This window comes from Flavobacterium sp. UW10123, from assembly GCF_040538975.1.
Lineage (GTDB): Bacteria > Bacteroidota > Bacteroidia > Flavobacteriales > Flavobacteriaceae > Flavobacterium.
Genome location: NZ_JBEWQE010000010.1, coordinates 80,737 through 100,688 on the forward strand (window position 1 = coordinate 80,737; position 19,952 = coordinate 100,688).

Below are 19,952 nucleotides of genomic sequence, written 5' to 3' on the forward strand. Positions count from 1 at the left end.
AAATGAATTTATCTATACTTATACCGCTTCTAAACGAGGAGGAATCACTTAAAGAACTCTACACTTGGATCATTAAAGTGATGCAATCTAACAATTACTCTTATGAAATCATTTTTGTAGATGATGGTAGTACAGATAATTCTTGGCAGATTATTGAAGGTTTCTCTAACGAAAACCCAAATGTAAAAGGAATTCGTTTCATGAAAAACTTCGGAAAATCTCAGGCTTTACATGCTGGTTTTGCAAAAGCAAAAGGGGATGTTATTATTACCATGGATGCCGACTTGCAAGACAGTCCAGACGAAATTCCTGAATTGTACGAAATGATTACAGCTCAGAAATACGATTTGGTTTCTGGTTGGAAAAAGAAACGTTACGATTCTGTTGTGGCAAAAAATCTTCCGTCAAAATTATTTAACTGGGCCGCTAGAAAAACTTCTGGTGTTGAGCTGAATGATTTTAACTGCGGATTGAAAGCTTACAAAAATGTAGTGGTAAAAAACATTGAAGTTTCTGGTGAAATGCACCGATATATTCCTGTTTTGGCTAAAAACGCCGGATTTGGAAAAATTGGAGAAAAAGTGGTTATTCACCAAGCTAGAAAATATGGTGAAACTAAATTCGGAATGGAACGTTTTATAAACGGTTTCTTGGATTTAATTACCATATGGTTTTTATCAAGATTCGGAAAAAGACCAATGCACTTGTTTGGCGCAATGGGCTCTTTAATGTTTATCATCGGATTTTTAGCAACGGGATACATTGGCGTTTCTAAACTATACCATATGTATACTGGAATGAAATATAGCTTGGTTACCAACAACCCATGGTTTTATATTGCTTTAACGACCATGATTTTGGGAACTCAGTTATTTTTAGCAGGATTCTTGGGCGAAATTATTTTAAGAACAAAAAATAATGAAGCAAGATATAAAGTAGCACGAGAGGTTAATTTTTAAAAAAGCTTTTTTAGCGATATTTTGATTAAGGCATAAAAATATTGCATAAAGCACGTTTACCCCTCAATAACAAACTATTTTTAAACAAACATAAAACGAAATCTAAAATGAATATAGCACCAAATATATTAAATGCTGTAAACGAATGGCTGACACCAACATTTGATCAGGAAACGCAAGCTGCAGTTAAAGAATTAATGACCACTTCTCCAAAAGAACTTGAAGAGAGTTTTTACAAAAACTTAGAATTCGGAACTGGAGGAATGCGCGGTGTTATGGGTGTTGGTGATAACAGAATCAATAAATATACGCTTGGAAAAAATACTCAAGGATTGTCTGATTACCTACATAAAGTTTTTCCAAACGAACCTTTAAAAGTGGTTATTGCTTACGATTGTCGCCATAATAGTAATACGTTGGCAAAAGTGGTAGCAGATGTTTTCTCTGCAAACGGAATTCAAGTTTATTTGTTTTCTGATTTGAGACCAACTCCAGAATTATCTTTTGCTCTTAAATATTTAAAATGCCAATGCGGAATTGTTTTAACAGCTTCCCACAATCCACCAGAATATAACGGATACAAAGTTTACTGGCAAGATGGAGGGCAAATTGTTCCTCCACAAGACAAAGAAATTGTAAATGTGATTGAAAGCTTAGGTTATGACAAAATCAAATTTAACGCAAACGAAAGTTTGATTCAGTACATTGACACAGAACTTGATAAAGCATTTATAAAATCTTCTATCGAAAACGCAAGTTTTAATACTCCGGCTGAAGCCAAAGACAATCTTCATATTGTTTTTACTTCATTGCACGGAACTTCTATAAAATCTATTCCAGATGTTTTATCTCAGGCTGGATACAAAAATGTTCACATTGTTCCTGAACAAGCTGTACCAGACGGAGATTTCCCAACTGTAAAATCTCCAAACCCAGAAGAGCCAGAAGCTTTAACAATGGCTTTAGCCTTGGCCGATAAAACAAATTCTGACATTGTAGTTGGTACAGATCCTGACTGCGACCGTTTAGGAGTTGCTGTTCGTAACAATGACGGCAAAATGATTTTATTGAACGGAAACCAAACGATGGTTTTAATGACTTCTTTCCTTTTGAAACAATGGAAAAAAGCAGGTAAACTTAACGGAAAACAATTCGTTGGCTCAACAATCGTTTCAACTCCGATGATGATGGAATTGGCAACAAGTTATGGCGTTGAATGCAAAGTTGGATTAACAGGATTTAAGTGGATCGCAAAAATGATCAAAGATTTTCCTGAACTGGAATTTATCGGTGGTGGTGAAGAAAGTTTCGGATTTATGGTTGGTGATGCTGTTAGAGATAAAGATGCTGTTGCTGCAACCTTATTAATATGCGAAGTTGCTGCTCAAGCAAAAGCAGCAGAAAGCTCTGTTTATAAAGAACTTTTACAGCTTTATGTTGAAAATGGTTTCTACAAAGAATTCTTAGTTTCTTTAACTAAAAAAGGAATGGAAGGTTTACAGGAAATCAACCAAATGATGATCGATTTACGCGAAAATCCTTTGAAAGAAATCAACGGACAAAGAGTTGTGATGGTTGAAGATTATCAATCGTCTATTGCTTTAAATTTATTGGATGGATCAGAATCTACAATGGATATTCCTAAATCGAATGTATTAATTTATTATACAGAAGATGGATCTAAAATTTGCGCAAGACCAAGCGGAACTGAGCCTAAAATTAAATTCTACATTAGTGTTAATGCCGAAATCGAATCGGTTTCTGATTTTGATGAGGCAGAAAGTTTCTTAGATCAGAAAATCCAGAACATTATTGCAGATATGCAGTTGAATTAAATAAATCCTTTTTTTGAAAGTACTGCCATTTGCAAATAGTCTTTAAAAACAAGGAGCCCAATATTTAAAACTCTGATTTGCATTTCTTAAAGATGCAAAATCAGAGTTTTTTTTATAAAAAAAACCAAAAAGAAATTGAAAACAATCCAATTGGATTAATTTTGTGCAGTAAAAATTCGTCAGAACGAATTTATTACAACAAAACAAATAGCACTAAAACCAGAGCGAACATAACCAAGCAGAAAAAATAACATTCAAAAATAAATGAGTAATTTCAAAAAAATAGTTCCTTTTATATACCCTTATAAGAAGTATGCGTTCTTAAATATCTTTTTCAATATTTTGTATGCACTTTTCAGCACACTTTCTTTTGTTGCTTTAATTCCAATGCTTCAGGTATTGTTTGACCAGACAAAAGCCAGACACGAAAAACCAGTTTATGAAGGAATTTTAAAATTGCAACAATATGGTGAAGACTATTTAAGCTACTACATCACTACAACAAAAGGCAATCATGATCCAGGTTATATTTTAGCCATAATGGTGACCATTATAATTTCGATATTTTTATTGAAAAACCTTGCCGATTATTTAGCTATGTTTTTCATCACTTTCTTACGAAATGGAGTTTTACAAGACATGCGAAATGCGATGTACAAAAAAACATTGGAACTTCCTTTGGCATTTTATTCAGAAAAAAGAAAAGGAGATGTCATTTCAAGAATTTCAGCTGACGTAAATGAGGTACAAAACTCTTTTCTAGCTATATTAGAACTTATAGTAAAAGAACCCTTAACGATCATTTTCACCATCACAACAATGCTGATCATCAGCACCAAGTTAACCTTATTTGTATTCATTTTCATTCCGATTTCTGGCTATATCATTTCTTTAATCGGAAAACAATTGAAAAAGCAATCTACAAAAGCACAAGAAGAGCAAGGCACTTTCTTATCTACAATTGAGGAAACTATTGGCGGATTAAAAGTTGTAAAAGGATATAATGCTGAAAACTATTTCAATACTGTTTTTCAAAATTCAACTCAACGCTTTTTTAATTTATCAAATAAAATAGGAAACCGTCAGAACTTAGCTTCTCCTGCAAGTGAATTTATGGGAATCACCGTTATTGCCATTTTATTATGGTATGGAGGTCAAATGGTTTTAATTGACAAAACTCTAAGTGGCCCTTCATTTATTGCTTACATGGGACTTGCCTATAACATTCTTACTCCCGCAAAAGCAATTTCTAAAGCTTCATACGGAGTAAAAAGAGGAAACGCAGCAGCAGAACGTGTTCTTGAAGTTTTAGATCAAGAAAATACAATTGTTTCTAAAGAAAACGCAATCGAAAAAACAACGTTTGACAACAACATCAGCGTTCAGAATATCAACTTTAAATATGAAGATGAAAATGTTCTAAAAGACTTTTCTCTTGAAATTAAAAAAGGACAAACCGTTGCACTTGTTGGACAATCTGGAAGTGGAAAAAGTACTATTGCAAACCTGCTAACTCGTTTTTATGATGTAAACGAAGGTTCAATTTCTATTGACGGAATCAACATTAAAGACATGAATCTTCACTCACTAAGAAGTTTGATGGGATTGGTAACGCAAGACAGCATTTTGTTTAATGATACGATAAAAGCTAATATTTCTTTAGGAAAATTAGATGCTACTGATGATGAAATTATCGAAGCTTTAAAAATCGCTAATGCTTATGAGTTCGTTAAAGATCTTCCAAAAGGCATTTACACCAATATTGGAGATAGCGGAAACAAGCTTTCTGGCGGGCAAAAACAACGTTTATCTATCGCCCGCGCCGTATTGAAAAATCCACCGATTATGATTTTGGATGAAGCAACATCTGCATTGGATACCGAAAGTGAAAAATTTGTTCAGGTTGCGCTAGAAAACATGATGCAGAACAGAACATCAATCGTAATTGCACACCGTCTTTCAACAATTCAAAAAGCAGATGTGATTGTGGTAATGCAGAAAGGAAAAATCGTTGAACAAGGAACTCATGAAGAACTGATTGCGCACAACGGAACTTATAATAAATTGGTAACGATGCAGTCTTTCGAATCATAAGAATTTAACATAACAAATAATCTGACACAGATTAAGGAAATATTAAAACTCAGTTTAATTTTCTTTAATCTGTGTTTATTTTTATAACTTTAGGATAGTTAAAGATTGAAATTTAATTCTTTCAGAAAATGTATCTTAACAACCCCAACATAAAACTTCCAGACGATCCCGATACTATTGTTTGGAAATATCTAGACCTCTCTAAATTTCTTGACTTATTACTTTCGAAAAAACTTTTTATGTCGCGTTCAGACAAGTTTGAAGATCAATATGAGGGGACTTTCAGCGAACCAACTTACGAAGAGATTAAAAAACTTGCTGCGGATAATCCTGAGTTTTTAAATTACTACAAAACGCATCGCGAAAAAGTAGCTATCAGCAGCTGGCATATCAACGAATATGAATCGTTTGCCATGTGGCAAATTTTTACCAAAAACAATGAAGGCTTAGCCATTCAGTCCACCATTAGAAGACTACAGAAAGCAGTAAGACCAGAAAACAATTATGATCAGTTTATTGGTGAAGTAAATTACATTGATTATAAAAAAGAATACATTCCGTTTGATGATTTGTTCTTTCCATTTCTATTTAAAAGAAAAAGTTTTCAATACGAACGAGAAGTCCGAATTCTGAGTGACACTTCTAAAAGCGACATCAAATTAAACGACGGATTAAAAATCAACGTCGACATTAACCAATTAATCGAAAAAATATACATTCATCCAAAATCCGAAAACTGGTACAAAAAACTGGTTATCGAATTGGTGGAGCGTCTTGGTTTTGGTTTTGAAATCGAAAAATCTGACCTGGAAAGTGATATATTAATTTGAAGTTGCTAAGATACTAAGACGCTAAGATTCTAAGTTTTTTTTCTTGCCACAGATTAAAAGGATTAAAAAGATTTTTTCCCGTTTCTGATTTGATTTTATGTTCCGTAGGAACATTTCATTGGTAGAAAAATTATATTGTTAGGGATATTTACGTTCCATAGGAACGTTTGATTTTTGGTATATTTTTTTTTAAAAAACAATGCAACACATCAAACGTTCCTACGGAACGTAAATTGATTGGTGATCATTTTTTTTTCTACCGACCAGACATTCCTACGGAATGACAACTTGATGTATAAAAATGAAAAAATGCTGTTTTCATTAATGAAAACAATTTAAAAAATCCTTCTAATCCTTTTAATCTGTGGAAAGAAAAAAAACTTAGAACCTTAGCCTCTCAGAACCTCAGAATCTTTTAAATAGGTTTATAACTTTTCACTTCCCATTTTTTAGAAGCCAAATCTATATAATTGTAATGCAAAACATCGTTTTTATCAAACTGTCCGTTTTGGTTAGTGTCCTCAATAGTTCTAAAATACAAACGGTTTTTAGATTCAATTAAACTCCAATCTACCAATTCTTGAAGATCTGCTGATACTTTGGTAAAATTTTCTCCGCTGATGTCACTTAAGTATAAAGTTTTGATATCGCTCGTATCTATTTTTCCATCTTTATTGGTATCTGAATCTGTCAGCGTGTAAACCATCACATTATTATGCGTTCTGTCTGCAACCGTTTTCAAATAAGTTGCTGTTAAGATCAAAACTGGTTTGTCTGATAATGGCCGAATAGAATCTGAATCTACTTTTTGGAATTTTAAATTCTGAAGGTATCCTGTAATTTCATATTCGCCTAAATTAGAAATCGTAAAGCTTACATCATTTACACTCGAAGAACCATAACGTGCTTTAGATCCTCTTTCAAAAACCCTTAAATCTCCAACTGGATGAATTAAATAACTAGTTCCTTCCATTTGAATTGGCAAATCTGCAATTTCAATTTGAGTTGTATCGGCTTTAGTAACACTTACTTTGTTTGAAGCACCATAACTTACTTTTGGTTTCTGAACTTCCTCTCGACAGCTGATTACTGTTCCGATAAGTATTAGGGCGATATATTTAAAATACTTTTTCATCTACAATGATTATATACGATTATCAAATATACTATTTTTGATTGTAATTTTTGTTTTTATTGAATTTTACTAAAGAATTACGAAGCACATTACAACCTCGCATTTATCTTAACGTTAAAAACCCTCGAAGTCATATAATTTGGAATCGCATATTGATTTTTTGAATACACATCTCGAACCCAAGTATTTGTAATGGCGTTTTGATTATTGAAAAGATTGAAAATTTCCAATCCAACAGCTAACTCTTTAAAGTTTTTCAGCCAGCCTTTTTTTGTGTTTTGCGTACTTGCGTCTACAAAAACTTTTGCAAAACCAATATCCGCTCTTCTATAATCATTCAATCTGTTTTGATATAAATACGGATCAGTATATGCTGGCGCACCTCCAGGCAAACCTGTATTATAAACCAAATTCAAATACACTTTCACGCTTGGAATATTTGGCATATAATCTTGAAACAGCATCGCAAATTTCAAACGCTGATCTGTCGGACGAGCAATATAACCTTTGTTTTCGTAATTTTCTTCGGTTTTCATATACCCAAAACTTACCCAAGATTCTGTTCCTGGAACAAATTCTCCGTTTAATCTAAAATCAAGACCTTGCGCATACGCTTTTGCATTATTATTGGCAACGTAACGGATTCGAACATTATCAATCGAATATACATTTACATCTGAAAGTGATTTATAATACAGTTCTGTCACCCATTTAAAAGGACGATTCCACATTTTAAAATTATAATCATTTCCTAAAACCACATGAATGGCTTCCTGAGCTTTCACATTCGGATTCACCACTCCATCCAGATCACGCAATTCTCGATAAAATGGTGGCTGATGATACAATCCGCCCGAAATCCTGAAAACCATATCTCGATCCCAATCTGGTTTTATGGCAAATTGCGCACGCGGACTTACCACAAACTGCGTTTTTCCTTCTTCTAAAGCTCCACCAACATTCCAACCTTGAAAACGCGCTCCCAAATGATACCAGATTTGACTTGAGCCAATTTCTGATTGTTTATTCCATTGTGCATAACCCGAAAATCGATTTATGGCATTAAAATTTGTCGCCCGAATATTTTGATATGGTAAAAGCGGTCCTGTATAAGGCGTATATGGCTGATTGTTTTTTGGAAGAACTACCAAAGGCGGATTTATAGAAAATCCAGCCGAATCAATAACTTCCCACTCCACTACTCGATCTCTAATAGATTCTCTAGTATATTTTAAACCAAACTCTAATTGGCTTTCTTTCCAATCTTTAGTCCCTTTAAGTTCAATATTTGCAATTAAAGCATCCAGATCATTTCGGGCGTGGTTTAGCTGAGAACCAATTCCTCTAGTAAAATCAACTGCAGATGCATTTTCTGGATCTTCAGCATTTATATTGCCGAAACGGTATTGCGCCAAAATATCAAAATGCTCTTGTTCTGTGGTATGAAATAACGAACCAATTAATTTTAGCGTAAGCGTAGGTGAAGCTTTATAAGTCGTTTTTAAAGCTCCGAAATATGTGTTATACTGATCTTTTTCTTGCCCTTCATAATAAACCGCAAGCGCCATTGGCTGATCTGCTGTCCCAAAATTAGTTTGGCGCACTAAAGGCTCATACGAATATTTGTTCTGAGAAATATTTCCTAAAAAGCTCATTTGCCATTTTTCAGAAATATCATAATTTACATTGGTTTGAATATCGGCAAAAGTTGGCTTATAATTTGTCTCTGTATCTTGACTGTTTACCAAAAGACTATTATTTCTGTAACGGACTCCAGTTACAGCAGACCACTTTTTATTTTTAGAAACTAAGTCGACTGCAGCGCTTCCGCCTAAAAAACTGGCTTCAAAAGCAGCTCCAAATTGAGTTGGTTTGCGATACGTAATATCTAAAACAGAAGATAATTTATCTCCAAACTTCGCTTGAAATCCACCGGCAGAAAATTCAACATTTTGAACTAAATCTGTATTGGTAAAACTCAAACCTTCCTGCTGTCCTGAACGAATTAAAAACGGACGATATACTTCTACTTCATTTACATAAACTAGATTTTCGTCATAATTTCCACCACGAACCATGTATTGTGTGCTTAATTCATTATTGGAATTAACTCCAGGAAGTGTTTTTAGAATATTTTCGATTCCTGCATTGGCACCGGGAATCTTTTTTATGGTTTCAGTATCAACAGAAGTTATTCCTTGAACACGTTTTCTATTTCCAGAAGAAACAAAAACTTCTCCCATCTGTTCTTCAGAATTACTCATAATCGGATTAAAAACAAAAACTTCATTTGTTTTTAAACTAACCGTCAAACTCATCATTTTTAATGAAACGTGAGTAAAAATAAGAGAAACCTTTTTGTTTGAAGGAATTACTATTTCGTAAAATCCATTTGCATCAGATTGCACAGCAATTTCCTGCGAAGAAATATTTACGCTCGCAACAGGATGTTTTTCGGCATCTAAAATCAGCCCTTTCACGCGAGCATTCTGAGCTAAAGCAATACAGCTGAAAAATAAAAAAAGAAAAGCGAATGTAAACCTGTTGTAACTCAAAGATTTTGGGTTTTTATTTTTGTTGACTTCTAAAAAAACGAGTTTCAAAGATAGTAGTATTTCCTACATTATCAACAACTTCAACTTTTAATACGTTTTCACCTTCTGCCAAATATTGATCATCAAAAGTATGCGTAATTCTTCTGGCTTTATTCTCGTATTCAAACAAAACCCAACTTCCGTTCAAATATCCATTATAAGATTTTATTCCAGACAAAGAATCGCTTATCGTTAAATCAATTTTCTTTTGATCGCTAATCCATTTTCCTTCAATTGGTTTTGCAATTTTAACAACTGGCGGAATCGTATCGAGAACCAAACCATAAGTGCCCAATATTTTTGCTTTCGCAGTAAAAACATCACCTTTTCTGATTGTTCCATTATAACTTGTCCCCTTTCCGATATAAAGTTTATCTCGCAAAGATTCTGGATAAGTATCGTCTTTTATGGTTATCGTAAAATTAGAATGTGCCGGAACGGTATCGTCGTGAATATAAATTTTATTATTTCTCACATCAAAATTCATATTAAAGTCATCGTAAAAAGTTCCTGCAGGAAAGAAAACCGACATATTGTCTTTCTCAAAATTGGCATCTCTATTATATTTGATAAAATATTGTCCGTTTGTTGGTTCTGCTTCTACAAGTGGTGTCGCAGCATCAAACTCAATTGGAACCGTAACCGAATTTAAATTTCCAAAATAATCAGAAACCTCAATTTTGTAATTTGAAGTTAAATTAGGTTCTGCTTTTACAATCCCGCGAAGAGAATCTGTTTTGATAATACTTAAAGCAAAAGGCGTTTTCATGAAAAGCTTCTGCACGCGTTGCCCCGATTTTTTATATCGAGAATAATCGATCAAAGCATTGATATAACGCATTTCATCAAAAGAATATGTATTAAACTGATAATTATAATTCTGATTTCCGTTTAAAAAAGTCGAAACATTAAAAACTCCATTTTTATTATGCGATACATCATCGGTATCAACAGCATTAATTCCGAAACCAATTTTTCCCTTTGCCTTAATTTTAGAAGCTAAATAAGTTCCGTCTTTTTGAAGTGCCATACTTACCAGCAAAGGCTGTTTTGACTGATTTACTGTTGCATTATCTAACGGATAAACATACAAACTAGACAAAGTAGGCTTTTTGGTGTCCTTTAAATTTTGGTCAAAGCCAAAGAAAATCGGGTTGATCACAAACTCTGTTTTTGTATCTCGAATTTCAAAATGAAGATGCGGCCCTTCAGATGAACCTGTATTTCCTGAAAGCCCAATTATATCCCCTTTTTTCACAGGAAGCTCGTCTGGCTTTGGAAACATTTCAATTTCATAGGCCTTTTCTTTGTAATGTGTTTTTTTTACATAATCTAAAATTGCCCCGGTTGGCGTTTGCAAATGCCCGTAAACCGAAGTATATCCATTTGGATGTGTTATATAAATACATTTTCCGTTTCCAAAAGTCGAAATTTTAATTCGCGAAACATATCCATCCGCAATTGCATGTACCGTCAAACCTTCTCTTTGATTCGTTTTTAAATCAAAACCAGCATGAAAGTGATTAGGTCTCAACTCTCCAAAATTACCGGAAAGTTGCATTGGAATATCTAATGGCGGACGGAAATAATCTTTGGGATATTGTGTTTGAGCAAACACAGAATTACAAATTAAAAGGGCAAGTACATATAATCTCATAAACAACATTTTTGCTAAGATAAGCAAAAATAAGCCAATAAAAGCAAGAAAAAAGCTTCAAAAACCCAATTAATTGAATTACAATATATTTATCTAAAATAATGCAAAAAAATCAATAAAAAATTGCATTAATAAAAAGGAATATTAACTTTGTAGGATTAAGTAATGAATAGGATGTATAATGAGTGTAATTGCAGAAATAATTGATACTCTTGAATATAAAGTTGAAAAGCTTTTTGAAAAATCAAAAGCCTTTGAACAAAACAATCAAGTATTACGATTAGAACTAGCCAAAGCTGCGCAAATTATCCAGAAACAATCTGAGGAAATGGAAGCTTTGAAGAAGCAAAATGAAACACTTAAGATAGCCAATTCGTTGCTTGGCAGCGACAATAACAAGAGAGAGACAAAGCTTAAAATAAATTCATTAATTCGCGAAATCGATTACTGCATAGCGCAACTATCAGATTAATAACATGGACGGAAAGCTTAGAATTAAAATATCAATTGCCGACCGCGTTTACCCACTTACGGTTGAACCGGCTCAAGAAGAAGGACTTAGAAGTGCTTCTAAAAAAATTGATGCTATGATCAAGCAATTCGAAGAAAATTACGCGGTTCGTGACAAACAAGATGTTCTAGCCATGTGTGCACTACAATTTGCATCGCAAGTAGAACAAAAACAGATTGATAATGCAATCGATGGAGAAGAAACTATCGAAAGGATTAAAAGATTAAATACGCTTTTAGATCAATATCTCGAAAATTAAACGTTCTTTACAGAAACTAAGATACTGCCTACATTAGTTCACAATTGGTAAACTCAACACTAACAATTTAGAATGAGCAAATCGTCGCTACTATAGTATGCCCTCCATTTGGCTGGGAAACTTGAACAGTGAGTTAGCTCAAAACTTGTCTTTACGAGTTTATACAAGCAATTAATGTAGGCTTTTTTTATATATAAACCCTAACAAACATGGACATCATAACGATCATTATTGGTATTGTAGGTATTGCGGCAGGATTTGCAATAGCTAAAATTATCGAGAAAAGTAATATTTCAAACCTAATTAAAAACGCTAAAAAAGAAGCGGCTTCTATCTTAAAAGACGCAAATTTAGAAGCAGAAAATATCAAAAAAGATAAAATTCTTCAAGCAAAAGAGCGTTTTATCGAACTTAAATCAGAACACGAACAAGTTATTTTAGCACGCGATAAAAAAGTTGCTGAAGTAGAAAAACGAGTTCGCGATAAAGAATCTCAAGTTTCTAACGAACTTTCTAAAGCTAAAAAAGTAAACGACGACTTTGAAGCAAGAACAGCTGAGTACGAAAACAAAATTGAAGTTTTAGACAAAAAACAAGCTGAAGTTGAAAAGCTTCATAAAAGCCAATTACAGCAATTAGAAGTAATCTCTGGTCTTTCTGCAGAAGAAGCAAAAGAGCAATTGGTAGAAGGTTTAAAAGCTGAAGCTAAAACAAAAGCAATGTCTCATATTCAAGAAACTATTGAAGAGGCAAAATTGACTGCACAGCAAGAAGCTAAAAAAATCATCATCAACACTATTCAAAGAGTTGGAACAGAAGAGGCAGTAGAAAACTGTGTATCTGTTTTCAACATTGAATCTGATGATGTAAAAGGTAGAATTATTGGACGTGAAGGTCGTAATATTAGAGCGCTTGAAGCTGCAACTGGAGTTGAAATTATTGTTGACGACACACCAGAAGCGATTATCCTTTCTTGTTTCGATCCTGTTCGTAGAGAAATCGCTCGTTTATCTCTACACAAACTTGTAACTGACGGCCGTATTCACCCAGCACGTATTGAGGAAGTTGTTGCTAAAACGGCTAAACAGATCGATGATGAAATTATTGAAGTTGGAAAACGTACCGTTATCGACTTAGGAATTCACGGTTTACATCCAGAATTAATTAAAGTCGTAGGTAGAATGAAATACCGTTCTTCTTACGGACAAAACTTATTACAGCACTCTAGAGAAGTTTCTAAACTTTGCGGAATTATGGCTGCAGAATTAGGACTGAACGTGAAATTGGCAAAAAGAGCTGGTTTACTTCACGATATCGGAAAAGTGCCAGATACAGAAAGTGATTTACCACACGCACTTTTAGGAATGCAGTGGGCTGAGAAATACGGCGAGAAAGAAGAGGTTTGTAACGCAATTGGAGCACACCACGATGAGATTGAAATGAAATCTTTATTATCTCCAATCATCCAAGTTTGTGATGCTATTTCTGGAGCTAGACCGGGTGCAAGACGTCAAGTTCTTGATTCTTACATCCAGCGTCTAAAAGATCTTGAAGATGTAGCTTACGGATTTAGCGGTGTTAAAAATGCTTATGCAATCCAAGCTGGTAGAGAACTTCGTGTAATTGTAGAAAGCGAGAAAGTTTCTGATGATAATGCTGCGAACTTATCTTTCGAAATTTCACAAAAAATCCAAACAGAAATGACTTATCCTGGACAAGTAAAAGTTACAGTTATTAGAGAAACAAGAGCTGTAAACATTGCTAAATAATCTCAGGAAACATCAATAAAAAATAAAGGCTGTCAAAATTGACAGCCTTTATTTTTATAATCTATTTACGTTTTACATATCATTAAAAACAATTTTAAAACTTGTTCCTACTCCTACTTCACTTTCTACTTCAACAGTTCCTTTCATCGCTTCAATTTGATTTCTAGTAATATACAATCCAATACCTCGAGCTTCTTCATGCTTGTGAAAGGTTTTGTACATTCCAAATAATAATTCACCATAAACCTTCAAATCGATTCCTAGGCCGTTATCTGTAATCTTAAGCGACTTAAAACCTTCTGGTTCGATTGCAAAATCAAAAGTAATGATTGGATCACGATCTGGATGCGCATATTTAATTGCATTGGTGGTAAAATTCAACAAAACGCTTTCCATATAAGCTGGATTAAAATTAATCGTTAAATACTTGGGAACGTTGTTTATAATGGTGACTTTTCGATTTTTATCATAACCTTTGATTGTTGAGATCGTTTTCTCAATATATTCACAAAGCTTTAGTGGCACTACCGCAATATTGATGTTACTCTGTGTTTTTACAATTTGAGTAAGGTTTGAAATAGTCTCATTCAGATCATTAGAAACGGCTCGCAAATATTCCAGCATTTCCGCTACAGTCTGTTTACTAACATCGGCATCAATAAGATCTAAAATCGATTTTATATTTCCTGCCTGAGTATTTAAATTATGAGAAACAATATGAGAAAAGTTCAATAAGCGGCTATTTTGATCACTATACAGTTTCATGGTTTTCATAAGCTCCAACTCTTTTTCTTTTTGAGCCGAAACATCTGTATGCGTCCCAATTACACGCAAAGGCTTTCCGTTTTCATCTCGTTTAATGACTTTTCCACGATCCAGAATCCATTTATAATTACCGCTGGAAGTCATTACACGATGGTAATTTTCGTAAAACGGAATTTTATTATCAAAATGCTCATGAATATCTGAATAATATTTTGGGAGATCATCTGGATGCACAATTTTATCCCATCGCTCAGGATCGTCGAAAATATCAGTAGATTCCAGCTCCAAAATTTTAAGAGACAAAGAAGAATAAAAAACACTATTGGTAACCATGTCCCAATCCCATATTCCTGCAGTAGAAGCATCGAGAGCAAATTGAAAACGCTCTTCAGAAATTCGAAGCTTTTCTTCTTTATCTTTTAATTCCGTAATATCTGAAACATGTCCGTAAAAAATCACACTTCCATTTACCGAAGATTCTGTTTTTGAAGAAATCCTAAACCATCGAATTCCTTTTTTAGGAAGAGTCGCTCTAAACTCAATTTCCCAAGGCTTTATTTCTTTTCTTGCTTTGATCAAAGACTGAAAAAAAAATTCACGATCCTGAGGTAAAATTCGATCGTAAACTATAAACTTTATATCATCATTAAAATCTGCTGCGGAAAGTTCAAATATTTCATCTGCCGATTTACTTACAAGAGGAAACGCGTAATTATTATCAGCATCAATAATAAACTGAAAAAGCAGGTCGGGCATTTCGGCCAACAATTTTTTATAAAAATTATTTACCTCTAAGCAATCTTCATTTCCATACAAATCAAAAACCATATACTACTTTTTAATGTAAATAAATCTCCAGATTTTCTTAAAAAAAAGAAAGAAAAACCATATATTTATATTGTTTTGTTTTTATTAAAACAAAATTTTAACACAATATATAAATTTCCAAAACAAAAAAAACATAATTCCACAAAAATTTATTTTCTCGGATGAAAACTATGCATCACTTCTTTTAGAAAACTTCTATCTAAATGCACATAAATTTCTGTGGTCGTAATAGACTCATGTCCAAGCATTAACTGAATTGACCTTAGGTCTGCACCATTTTCTAGTAAATGTGTTGCAAAAGAGTGGCGCAGTGTATGAGGACTTATACTTTTTTTTAATCCCATCTTTTGGGCAAGATTTTTAATGATAGTAAACACCATCGCTCGCGTTAACTGATTCCCTCTTCTATTTAAAAACAAAGTATCTTCTGCTCCTTTTTTAATATTGAGATTACAGCGAACAGCATTTCTGTAAATGTCAATATATTTTTGAGTTAATGGCCCAATTGGAACAAATCTTTCCTTGTTTCCTTTACCAGTAATTTTAATAAAATCTTCATCAAAAAAAAGATCTGAAATTTTAAGCGAAATCAATTCAGAAACACGTAATCCGCAACCGTACAAAGTTTCAAGCATTGCACGATTACGTTCACCTTCATTGGTGCTCAAATCGATTGTTTCTATCAATACATCAATTTCCTGGAGAGATAAAGTATCCGGTAATTTACGGCCTGTTTTTGGCGCTTCAATCAATTCTAAAGGATTATCGTTTCTGTAATCTTCAAAAACCAGATAATTAAAGAAACTTTTAAGTCCAGAAATAATCCTTGCCTGTGATCTCGGATTTACTTCTTTAGCCACTGTATAAATAAACTGCTGCAAAGTTTCGTCTGAAATTTTTATTGGCGAAACATCAATCTTATTGTTTTCTAAAAAAAGACATAAACGTTCAATATCAAAACCATAATTTTCAATTGTATTTTTAGACAAACCTCTCTCTATCCTCAAATACGACTGATAATCTTTTATATACCTGCTCCAATTCATATTTACAAAGTAAGTAATTTTTTGGCATAAAAAAACCTTCCTTAAAAAAGGAAGGTTCTTCAAATATTTTTAATTTCTTAATTAAATTTATAGGCTGCAGAAATTTGGAAATTACCATTTTTTGCACTGTCATACAAATCTCCTGAGTCATCAATATTATCATCCCAAATAGGAGATAATCCCACAGTATAACGAAGACCAACTGAAAAATTATCAGTAAAACTATAACCTGCTCCAAAGTTAAAACCAAAATCTACTGATTTCGCATCACCGTCAAAATCAGTATTATCCCATTTTTCTGACAACAAAAAACCAAGTTGCGGACCAGCTTCTACGCTAAATTTTTTATCAACGATATAATATTTTGCCAGAACAGGAATATTTAAATAGTTTAATTTTATATCTAAATCATCTCCAAAACCATTATCAAATTTCGCTCCTTGTGTAGAAAACAAAAGCTCTGGTTGAATATAAAACTTTTCTACTAAGTGGATTTCAGCTAAACCACCAATGTGAAATCCTACTAATGCATTAGCATCTCTCACATCGCCACCAACGATACTTGAAATATTAAGGCCTCCTTTTATTCCAAATCTTGTTTCCTGAGCATTTGAGAATGCAAAAGCCATAATTGCAATGGCAGATAAAATAATTTTTTTCATTCTAATTTGTTTTGGGTTAAATTAATGAGGTCAAATATAAAAATATTCTTCATAAATCTATATTAGGAATTTAACAAATAAAATAGTAACTATTACGCTAATTGTTAATTCTAAATTAAAGCCAATTTTAAAAACTAGAATTTTGAATAAAAAAAAAAGACCTTCCTTGAAAATAAGGAAAGGCCTTTAAAAAATTAACTAAATATTTTTTATTAGAATTTATATCCTAAAGATAATGAAATTACATCATTATGAATTTTTGTATTGTCACTGTAGTCTGAAATATTAGACAAACCAAAATTATATCTTATTCCAGCCGATATATTTTCCGTAAAATCATACCCAGCCCCAATATTTAAACTAAAATCAACAGATTTGAATCCATCTTTTACATTTTCTTTACCACTATATTTTTCACCATCTTCCACACTTTCCCACTTATCTTTAGCAGATAACAAGAAACCAATTTGAGGCCCCGCTTCAACACTCAATTTATCAATAACATAATATTTCGCAATAACAGGTATATTTAGATAGCTAGCATGAATCTTTTCTTTATAAGAATAAGAATCTCCATCTTCTTTAAATTTTGCACCTTGTAAAGAGTACAAAACCTCTGGCTGGACAGAAAACTTTTCTGAAAGCTTTAATTCTGCAAAACCTCCTACTTGAAAACCAACTTTAGACGATACATCTTCAATATCACCTGTAAAAGTTGACAGATTTATTCCTCCTTTAACTCCAAACTTAATATCTTGCGCATTTGCAAAACTAAACCCCATTACTGCAATAGCAGCTAAAATTACTTTTTTCATGTTTTATTTTTTTTAATTACCGATGCCAAAACTAAGATTAGACCTACAAAAAAACATCCGCAATAAGTTTAAAAAGTATTAAAATAAGACAGAAAAAATCGGCACATGTTCTTCCCATTAACAAAAAAAACCTTCCGTCAAGGAAGGTTTAACATTTAAATATTTTACATTTTAAAACTTATACCCAATGGAGATTGAGAGAACATTATTACGTAATCTTATTTGTTCAGGATCATCAAAAAAATTACCCGAAGGATAGTACCTAATTTCATTCTTCATGCCAGAATGGTATCTTATTCCAGCTGCTATATTTTTTGTAAAATCATAACTTGCGCCAAAATTTAAACCAATATTTTCTGTTTTGTACACCGCTTTTGCACTCCCACTTCCATAGGATAAAGGTTCTGTCCCATCTCTTACTTCGAATTTTCCTTTGGCATCTAATAAAAAACCAATTTGCGGACCTGCCTCAATACTCAATTTATCTATAACATAATATTTTAACATAACTGGAAAATTTAAATAACTCGAATTTAATTCCTGTTTCAATACTAAGTCATCACTAGATCGTTCATATTTTCCTCCCTGAGTTGAATACAAAATCTCTGGTTGAATAAATAACCTTTTTGCAATCTTAAATTCAACAAAACCTCCTATTTGAAAACCAAATTTTGGTGTTTCATTCTCAACATTTCCTACTAGATTTGATAGTTGAATGCCACCTTTTACTCCAAACTTAGTATTTTGTGCATTTAAAAAACAAAATGTCATTATCGCCAAGGCTAAAATTATCCTTTTCATATTTTATGTTTCAATAAGGATATCAAAACTAAGATTAGACTTACAAAAAAAACTCCGCAATAAGTTTAAAAAGTATTAAAATAAGACAAAAACAAAACCGACAGAGACCAATTGAAAATCAAATATTTAAAAGAAAAAAAGATGTTTTATAAGTAAGAAAAAGCAATTTGAGTGGGAATTTTAGTAATTATTTAATCTAAATTATAATGCAATAAAATGCTAAATATGTAGTTTTGAACTTTAAATAACATTTTAAAATTCCAATTTTTAAAAACCTTTTTATGAAGAAAATAATTTTAGCAGCTGTAATGTTCATAGCAACATCAGCGGCAGTAAACGCACAATTTGTACAAATCGGGGTTAAAGCAGGGGTTAACTTTGCTAACCAAACTGGAGGTTCTGACTTTAATGGAATTTCTGTTGACAAAGAAGGTATTACAAGTTACCATGCAGGTCTTGTAGCAGAACTTAAATTATTAGAAAAATTTTCAATTCAGCCAGAGCTTTTATATTCTACTCAAGGAGCAACTTATAAAAATGCCATTTCAGAATTTAAAAACGAAATGGGATATATTGCTATTCCTGTAATGGCAAAAATCTATATGACTAAATCTCTTAGCTTAGAACTTGGTCCACAGGCATCATTCCTTGTTAGCAATAAAAAAGAATTTGATGTTGCAGATCCAAAAACATTTGATTTTTCTCTTAACGCAGGTTTAGGATTAAAAGTTGTTGGAGGTCTTTTTGTTCAAGCTCGTTACGGCATAGGTTTGACAGAAATTTCAGAAGAAGCTGATTTTAAAAACTCTGTATTCCAACTTTCAGCTGGATACATGTTCTAAAAGAATATCACATACTTTTACAAAAACCGCTCTAATTATTAGTGCGGTTTTTTTATTTTTACACTTACATGTGAAATGTCATTTGTGAAAATGTAAAATGTATTTACATCGCTTAATTAAAAACCAAATTACCTTATGAAAATCTGCATTATCAACGGCCCAAACTTGAATCTTTTAGGAAAACGCGAACCTGAAGTTTACGGAAGTCAGACTTTTGAAGATTATTTTGAAACGTTGAAACAAAAATTCCCAAACATTGAACTTTCTTATTATCAAAGTAATATTGAAGGAGAACTGATTGGTAAAATTCAAGAAGTTGGTTTTTCATTTGATGGAATTATTCTAAATGCTGGGGCTTACACACACACTTCTATTGGTTTGGGAGACGCTATGAAAGCTGTTACTACTCCAGTAATTGAGGTCCATATTTCAAATACTTATGCTCGCGAAAGCTTTAGACATCAATCTTATTTGTCTGGAAATGCAAAAGGTGTTATTTTAGGTTTCGGACTAAAAAGTTACGAATTGGCTATACAATCTTTCTTGTAAT

General features: G+C 32.8%; 17 protein-coding genes. 9 read left to right on the top strand and 8 right to left on the bottom strand.

The window, feature by feature from the left end; genetic code table 11:
* Positions 1–2 precede the first annotated feature (2 nt).
* The 4 genes from ABXT06_RS13000 (at position 3) to ABXT06_RS13015 (ending at position 5,718) form a co-directional block, all read left to right on the top strand.
* On the top strand, positions 3–959 hold the full coding sequence (locus ABXT06_RS13000) for a glycosyltransferase family 2 protein (RefSeq protein WP_354591132.1): 957 nt from the start codon (positions 3–5) through the stop codon (positions 957–959).
* A 107-nt stretch (positions 960–1,066) separates the two neighbouring features.
* Complete coding sequence (locus ABXT06_RS13005; protein WP_354591133.1) at positions 1,067–2,794, top strand: phospho-sugar mutase; 1,728 nt, start codon at positions 1,067–1,069, stop codon at positions 2,792–2,794.
* A gap of 264 nt (positions 2,795–3,058) precedes the next feature.
* Positions 3,059–4,888, top strand: coding sequence for an ABC transporter ATP-binding protein (locus ABXT06_RS13010; RefSeq protein WP_354591134.1), 1,830 nt, complete (start codon positions 3,059–3,061; stop codon positions 4,886–4,888).
* A gap of 128 nt (positions 4,889–5,016) precedes the next feature.
* On the top strand, positions 5,017–5,718 hold the full coding sequence (locus ABXT06_RS13015; RefSeq protein ID WP_091134790.1) for a hypothetical protein: 702 nt from the start codon (positions 5,017–5,019) through the stop codon (positions 5,716–5,718).
* Positions 5,719–6,133: 415 nt separating this feature from the next.
* Here the strand turns inward: ABXT06_RS13015 and ABXT06_RS13020 are convergent, their stop codons facing one another.
* From ABXT06_RS13020 to ABXT06_RS13030, 3 genes are all read right to left on the bottom strand, one after another.
* Positions 6,134–6,853 (bottom strand): CREC-EF hand family protein, encoded by a 720-nt coding sequence (locus ABXT06_RS13020; protein WP_354591135.1) that lies wholly within the window; start codon positions 6,851–6,853, stop codon positions 6,134–6,136.
* Between the two features lie 89 nt (positions 6,854–6,942).
* Positions 6,943–9,408: a TonB-dependent receptor gene (locus tag ABXT06_RS13025; RefSeq protein WP_354591136.1), complete on the bottom strand. Its 2,466-nt coding sequence runs from the start codon at positions 9,406–9,408 to the stop codon at positions 6,943–6,945.
* A 13-nt stretch (positions 9,409–9,421) separates the two neighbouring features.
* The gene (locus ABXT06_RS13030; protein WP_354591137.1) at positions 9,422–11,104 is read right to left on the bottom strand and encodes a M23 family metallopeptidase; all 1,683 of its coding nucleotides are present in this window, start codon (positions 11,102–11,104) and stop codon (positions 9,422–9,424) included.
* A gap of 181 nt (positions 11,105–11,285) precedes the next feature.
* Here ABXT06_RS13030 and ABXT06_RS13035 point away from each other — a divergent pair, with 181 nt between their 5' ends.
* The 3 genes from ABXT06_RS13035 (at position 11,286) to rny (ending at position 13,643) form a co-directional block, all read left to right on the top strand.
* Positions 11,286–11,576: a hypothetical protein gene (locus tag ABXT06_RS13035; RefSeq protein ID WP_008464802.1), complete on the top strand. Its 291-nt coding sequence runs from the start codon at positions 11,286–11,288 to the stop codon at positions 11,574–11,576.
* A gap of 4 nt (positions 11,577–11,580) precedes the next feature.
* Positions 11,581–11,874 carry a cell division protein ZapA gene (locus ABXT06_RS13040; RefSeq protein WP_008464801.1) on the top strand — a complete coding sequence of 98 codons (294 nt, stop codon included), beginning with the start codon at positions 11,581–11,583 and terminating at the stop codon, positions 11,872–11,874.
* A gap of 209 nt (positions 11,875–12,083) precedes the next feature.
* Complete coding sequence (rny, locus tag ABXT06_RS13045) at positions 12,084–13,643, top strand: ribonuclease Y (RefSeq protein ID WP_177212248.1); 1,560 nt, start codon at positions 12,084–12,086, stop codon at positions 13,641–13,643.
* 72 nt (positions 13,644–13,715) lie between these two features.
* On the opposite strand, the gene ABXT06_RS13050 is transcribed toward rny, so the two are convergent.
* From ABXT06_RS13050 to ABXT06_RS13070, 5 genes are all read right to left on the bottom strand, one after another.
* A complete protein-coding gene (locus ABXT06_RS13050; RefSeq protein ID WP_354591138.1) occupies positions 13,716–15,236 on the bottom strand; it encodes a sensor histidine kinase in 1,521 nt (506 codons plus the stop codon).
* Positions 15,237–15,385: 149 nt separating this feature from the next.
* Positions 15,386–16,282 carry a site-specific tyrosine recombinase XerD gene (gene xerD / locus ABXT06_RS13055; RefSeq protein WP_354591139.1) on the bottom strand — a complete coding sequence of 299 codons (897 nt, stop codon included), beginning with the start codon at positions 16,280–16,282 and terminating at the stop codon, positions 15,386–15,388.
* A gap of 77 nt (positions 16,283–16,359) precedes the next feature.
* Positions 16,360–16,944 (bottom strand): porin family protein, encoded by a 585-nt coding sequence (locus ABXT06_RS13060; RefSeq protein WP_354591140.1) that lies wholly within the window; start codon positions 16,942–16,944, stop codon positions 16,360–16,362.
* A 212-nt stretch (positions 16,945–17,156) separates the two neighbouring features.
* Positions 17,157–17,759, bottom strand: coding sequence for a porin family protein (locus tag ABXT06_RS13065; RefSeq protein ID WP_354591141.1), 603 nt, complete (start codon positions 17,757–17,759; stop codon positions 17,157–17,159).
* A 171-nt stretch (positions 17,760–17,930) separates the two neighbouring features.
* Positions 17,931–18,560 (bottom strand): porin family protein, encoded by a 630-nt coding sequence (locus tag ABXT06_RS13070; RefSeq protein WP_354591142.1) that lies wholly within the window; start codon positions 18,558–18,560, stop codon positions 17,931–17,933.
* Between the two features lie 281 nt (positions 18,561–18,841).
* On the opposite strand from ABXT06_RS13070, the gene ABXT06_RS13075 reads away from it, so the two are divergent.
* Both ABXT06_RS13075 and aroQ read left to right on the top strand, forming a co-directional pair.
* On the top strand, positions 18,842–19,402 hold the full coding sequence (locus tag ABXT06_RS13075) for a porin family protein (protein WP_354591143.1): 561 nt from the start codon (positions 18,842–18,844) through the stop codon (positions 19,400–19,402).
* 135 nt (positions 19,403–19,537) lie between these two features.
* On the top strand, positions 19,538–19,951 hold the full coding sequence (aroQ, locus tag ABXT06_RS13080; RefSeq protein ID WP_066035150.1) for a type II 3-dehydroquinate dehydratase: 414 nt from the start codon (positions 19,538–19,540) through the stop codon (positions 19,949–19,951).
* Position 19,952: the final 1 nt, after the last annotated feature.

Coding starts and splice junctions, on each gene's coding strand:
- ABXT06_RS13000 (WP_354591132.1), top strand. CDS start 3: ATGAATTTATCTATACTTATACCGCTTCTAAACGAGGAGGAATCACTT.
- ABXT06_RS13005 (WP_354591133.1), top strand. CDS start 1,067: ATGAATATAGCACCAAATATATTAAATGCTGTAAACGAATGGCTGACA.
- ABXT06_RS13010 (WP_354591134.1), top strand. CDS start 3,059: ATGAGTAATTTCAAAAAAATAGTTCCTTTTATATACCCTTATAAGAAG.
- ABXT06_RS13015 (WP_091134790.1), top strand. CDS start 5,017: ATGTATCTTAACAACCCCAACATAAAACTTCCAGACGATCCCGATACT.
- ABXT06_RS13020 (WP_354591135.1), bottom strand. CDS start 6,853: ATGAAAAAGTATTTTAAATATATCGCCCTAATACTTATCGGAACAGTA.
- ABXT06_RS13030 (WP_354591137.1), bottom strand. CDS start 11,104: ATGAGATTATATGTACTTGCCCTTTTAATTTGTAATTCTGTGTTTGCT.
- ABXT06_RS13035 (WP_008464802.1), top strand. CDS start 11,286: ATGAGTGTAATTGCAGAAATAATTGATACTCTTGAATATAAAGTTGAA.
- ABXT06_RS13040 (WP_008464801.1), top strand. CDS start 11,581: ATGGACGGAAAGCTTAGAATTAAAATATCAATTGCCGACCGCGTTTAC.
- rny (WP_177212248.1), top strand. CDS start 12,084: ATGGACATCATAACGATCATTATTGGTATTGTAGGTATTGCGGCAGGA.
- ABXT06_RS13050 (WP_354591138.1), bottom strand. CDS start 15,236: ATGGTTTTTGATTTGTATGGAAATGAAGATTGCTTAGAGGTAAATAAT.
- xerD (WP_354591139.1), bottom strand. CDS start 16,282: ATGAATTGGAGCAGGTATATAAAAGATTATCAGTCGTATTTGAGGATA.
- ABXT06_RS13060 (WP_354591140.1), bottom strand. CDS start 16,944: ATGAAAAAAATTATTTTATCTGCCATTGCAATTATGGCTTTTGCATTC.
- ABXT06_RS13065 (WP_354591141.1), bottom strand. CDS start 17,759: ATGAAAAAAGTAATTTTAGCTGCTATTGCAGTAATGGGGTTTAGTTTT.
- ABXT06_RS13070 (WP_354591142.1), bottom strand. CDS start 18,560: ATGAAAAGGATAATTTTAGCCTTGGCGATAATGACATTTTGTTTTTTA.
- ABXT06_RS13075 (WP_354591143.1), top strand. CDS start 18,842: ATGAAGAAAATAATTTTAGCAGCTGTAATGTTCATAGCAACATCAGCG.
- aroQ (WP_066035150.1), top strand. CDS start 19,538: ATGAAAATCTGCATTATCAACGGCCCAAACTTGAATCTTTTAGGAAAA.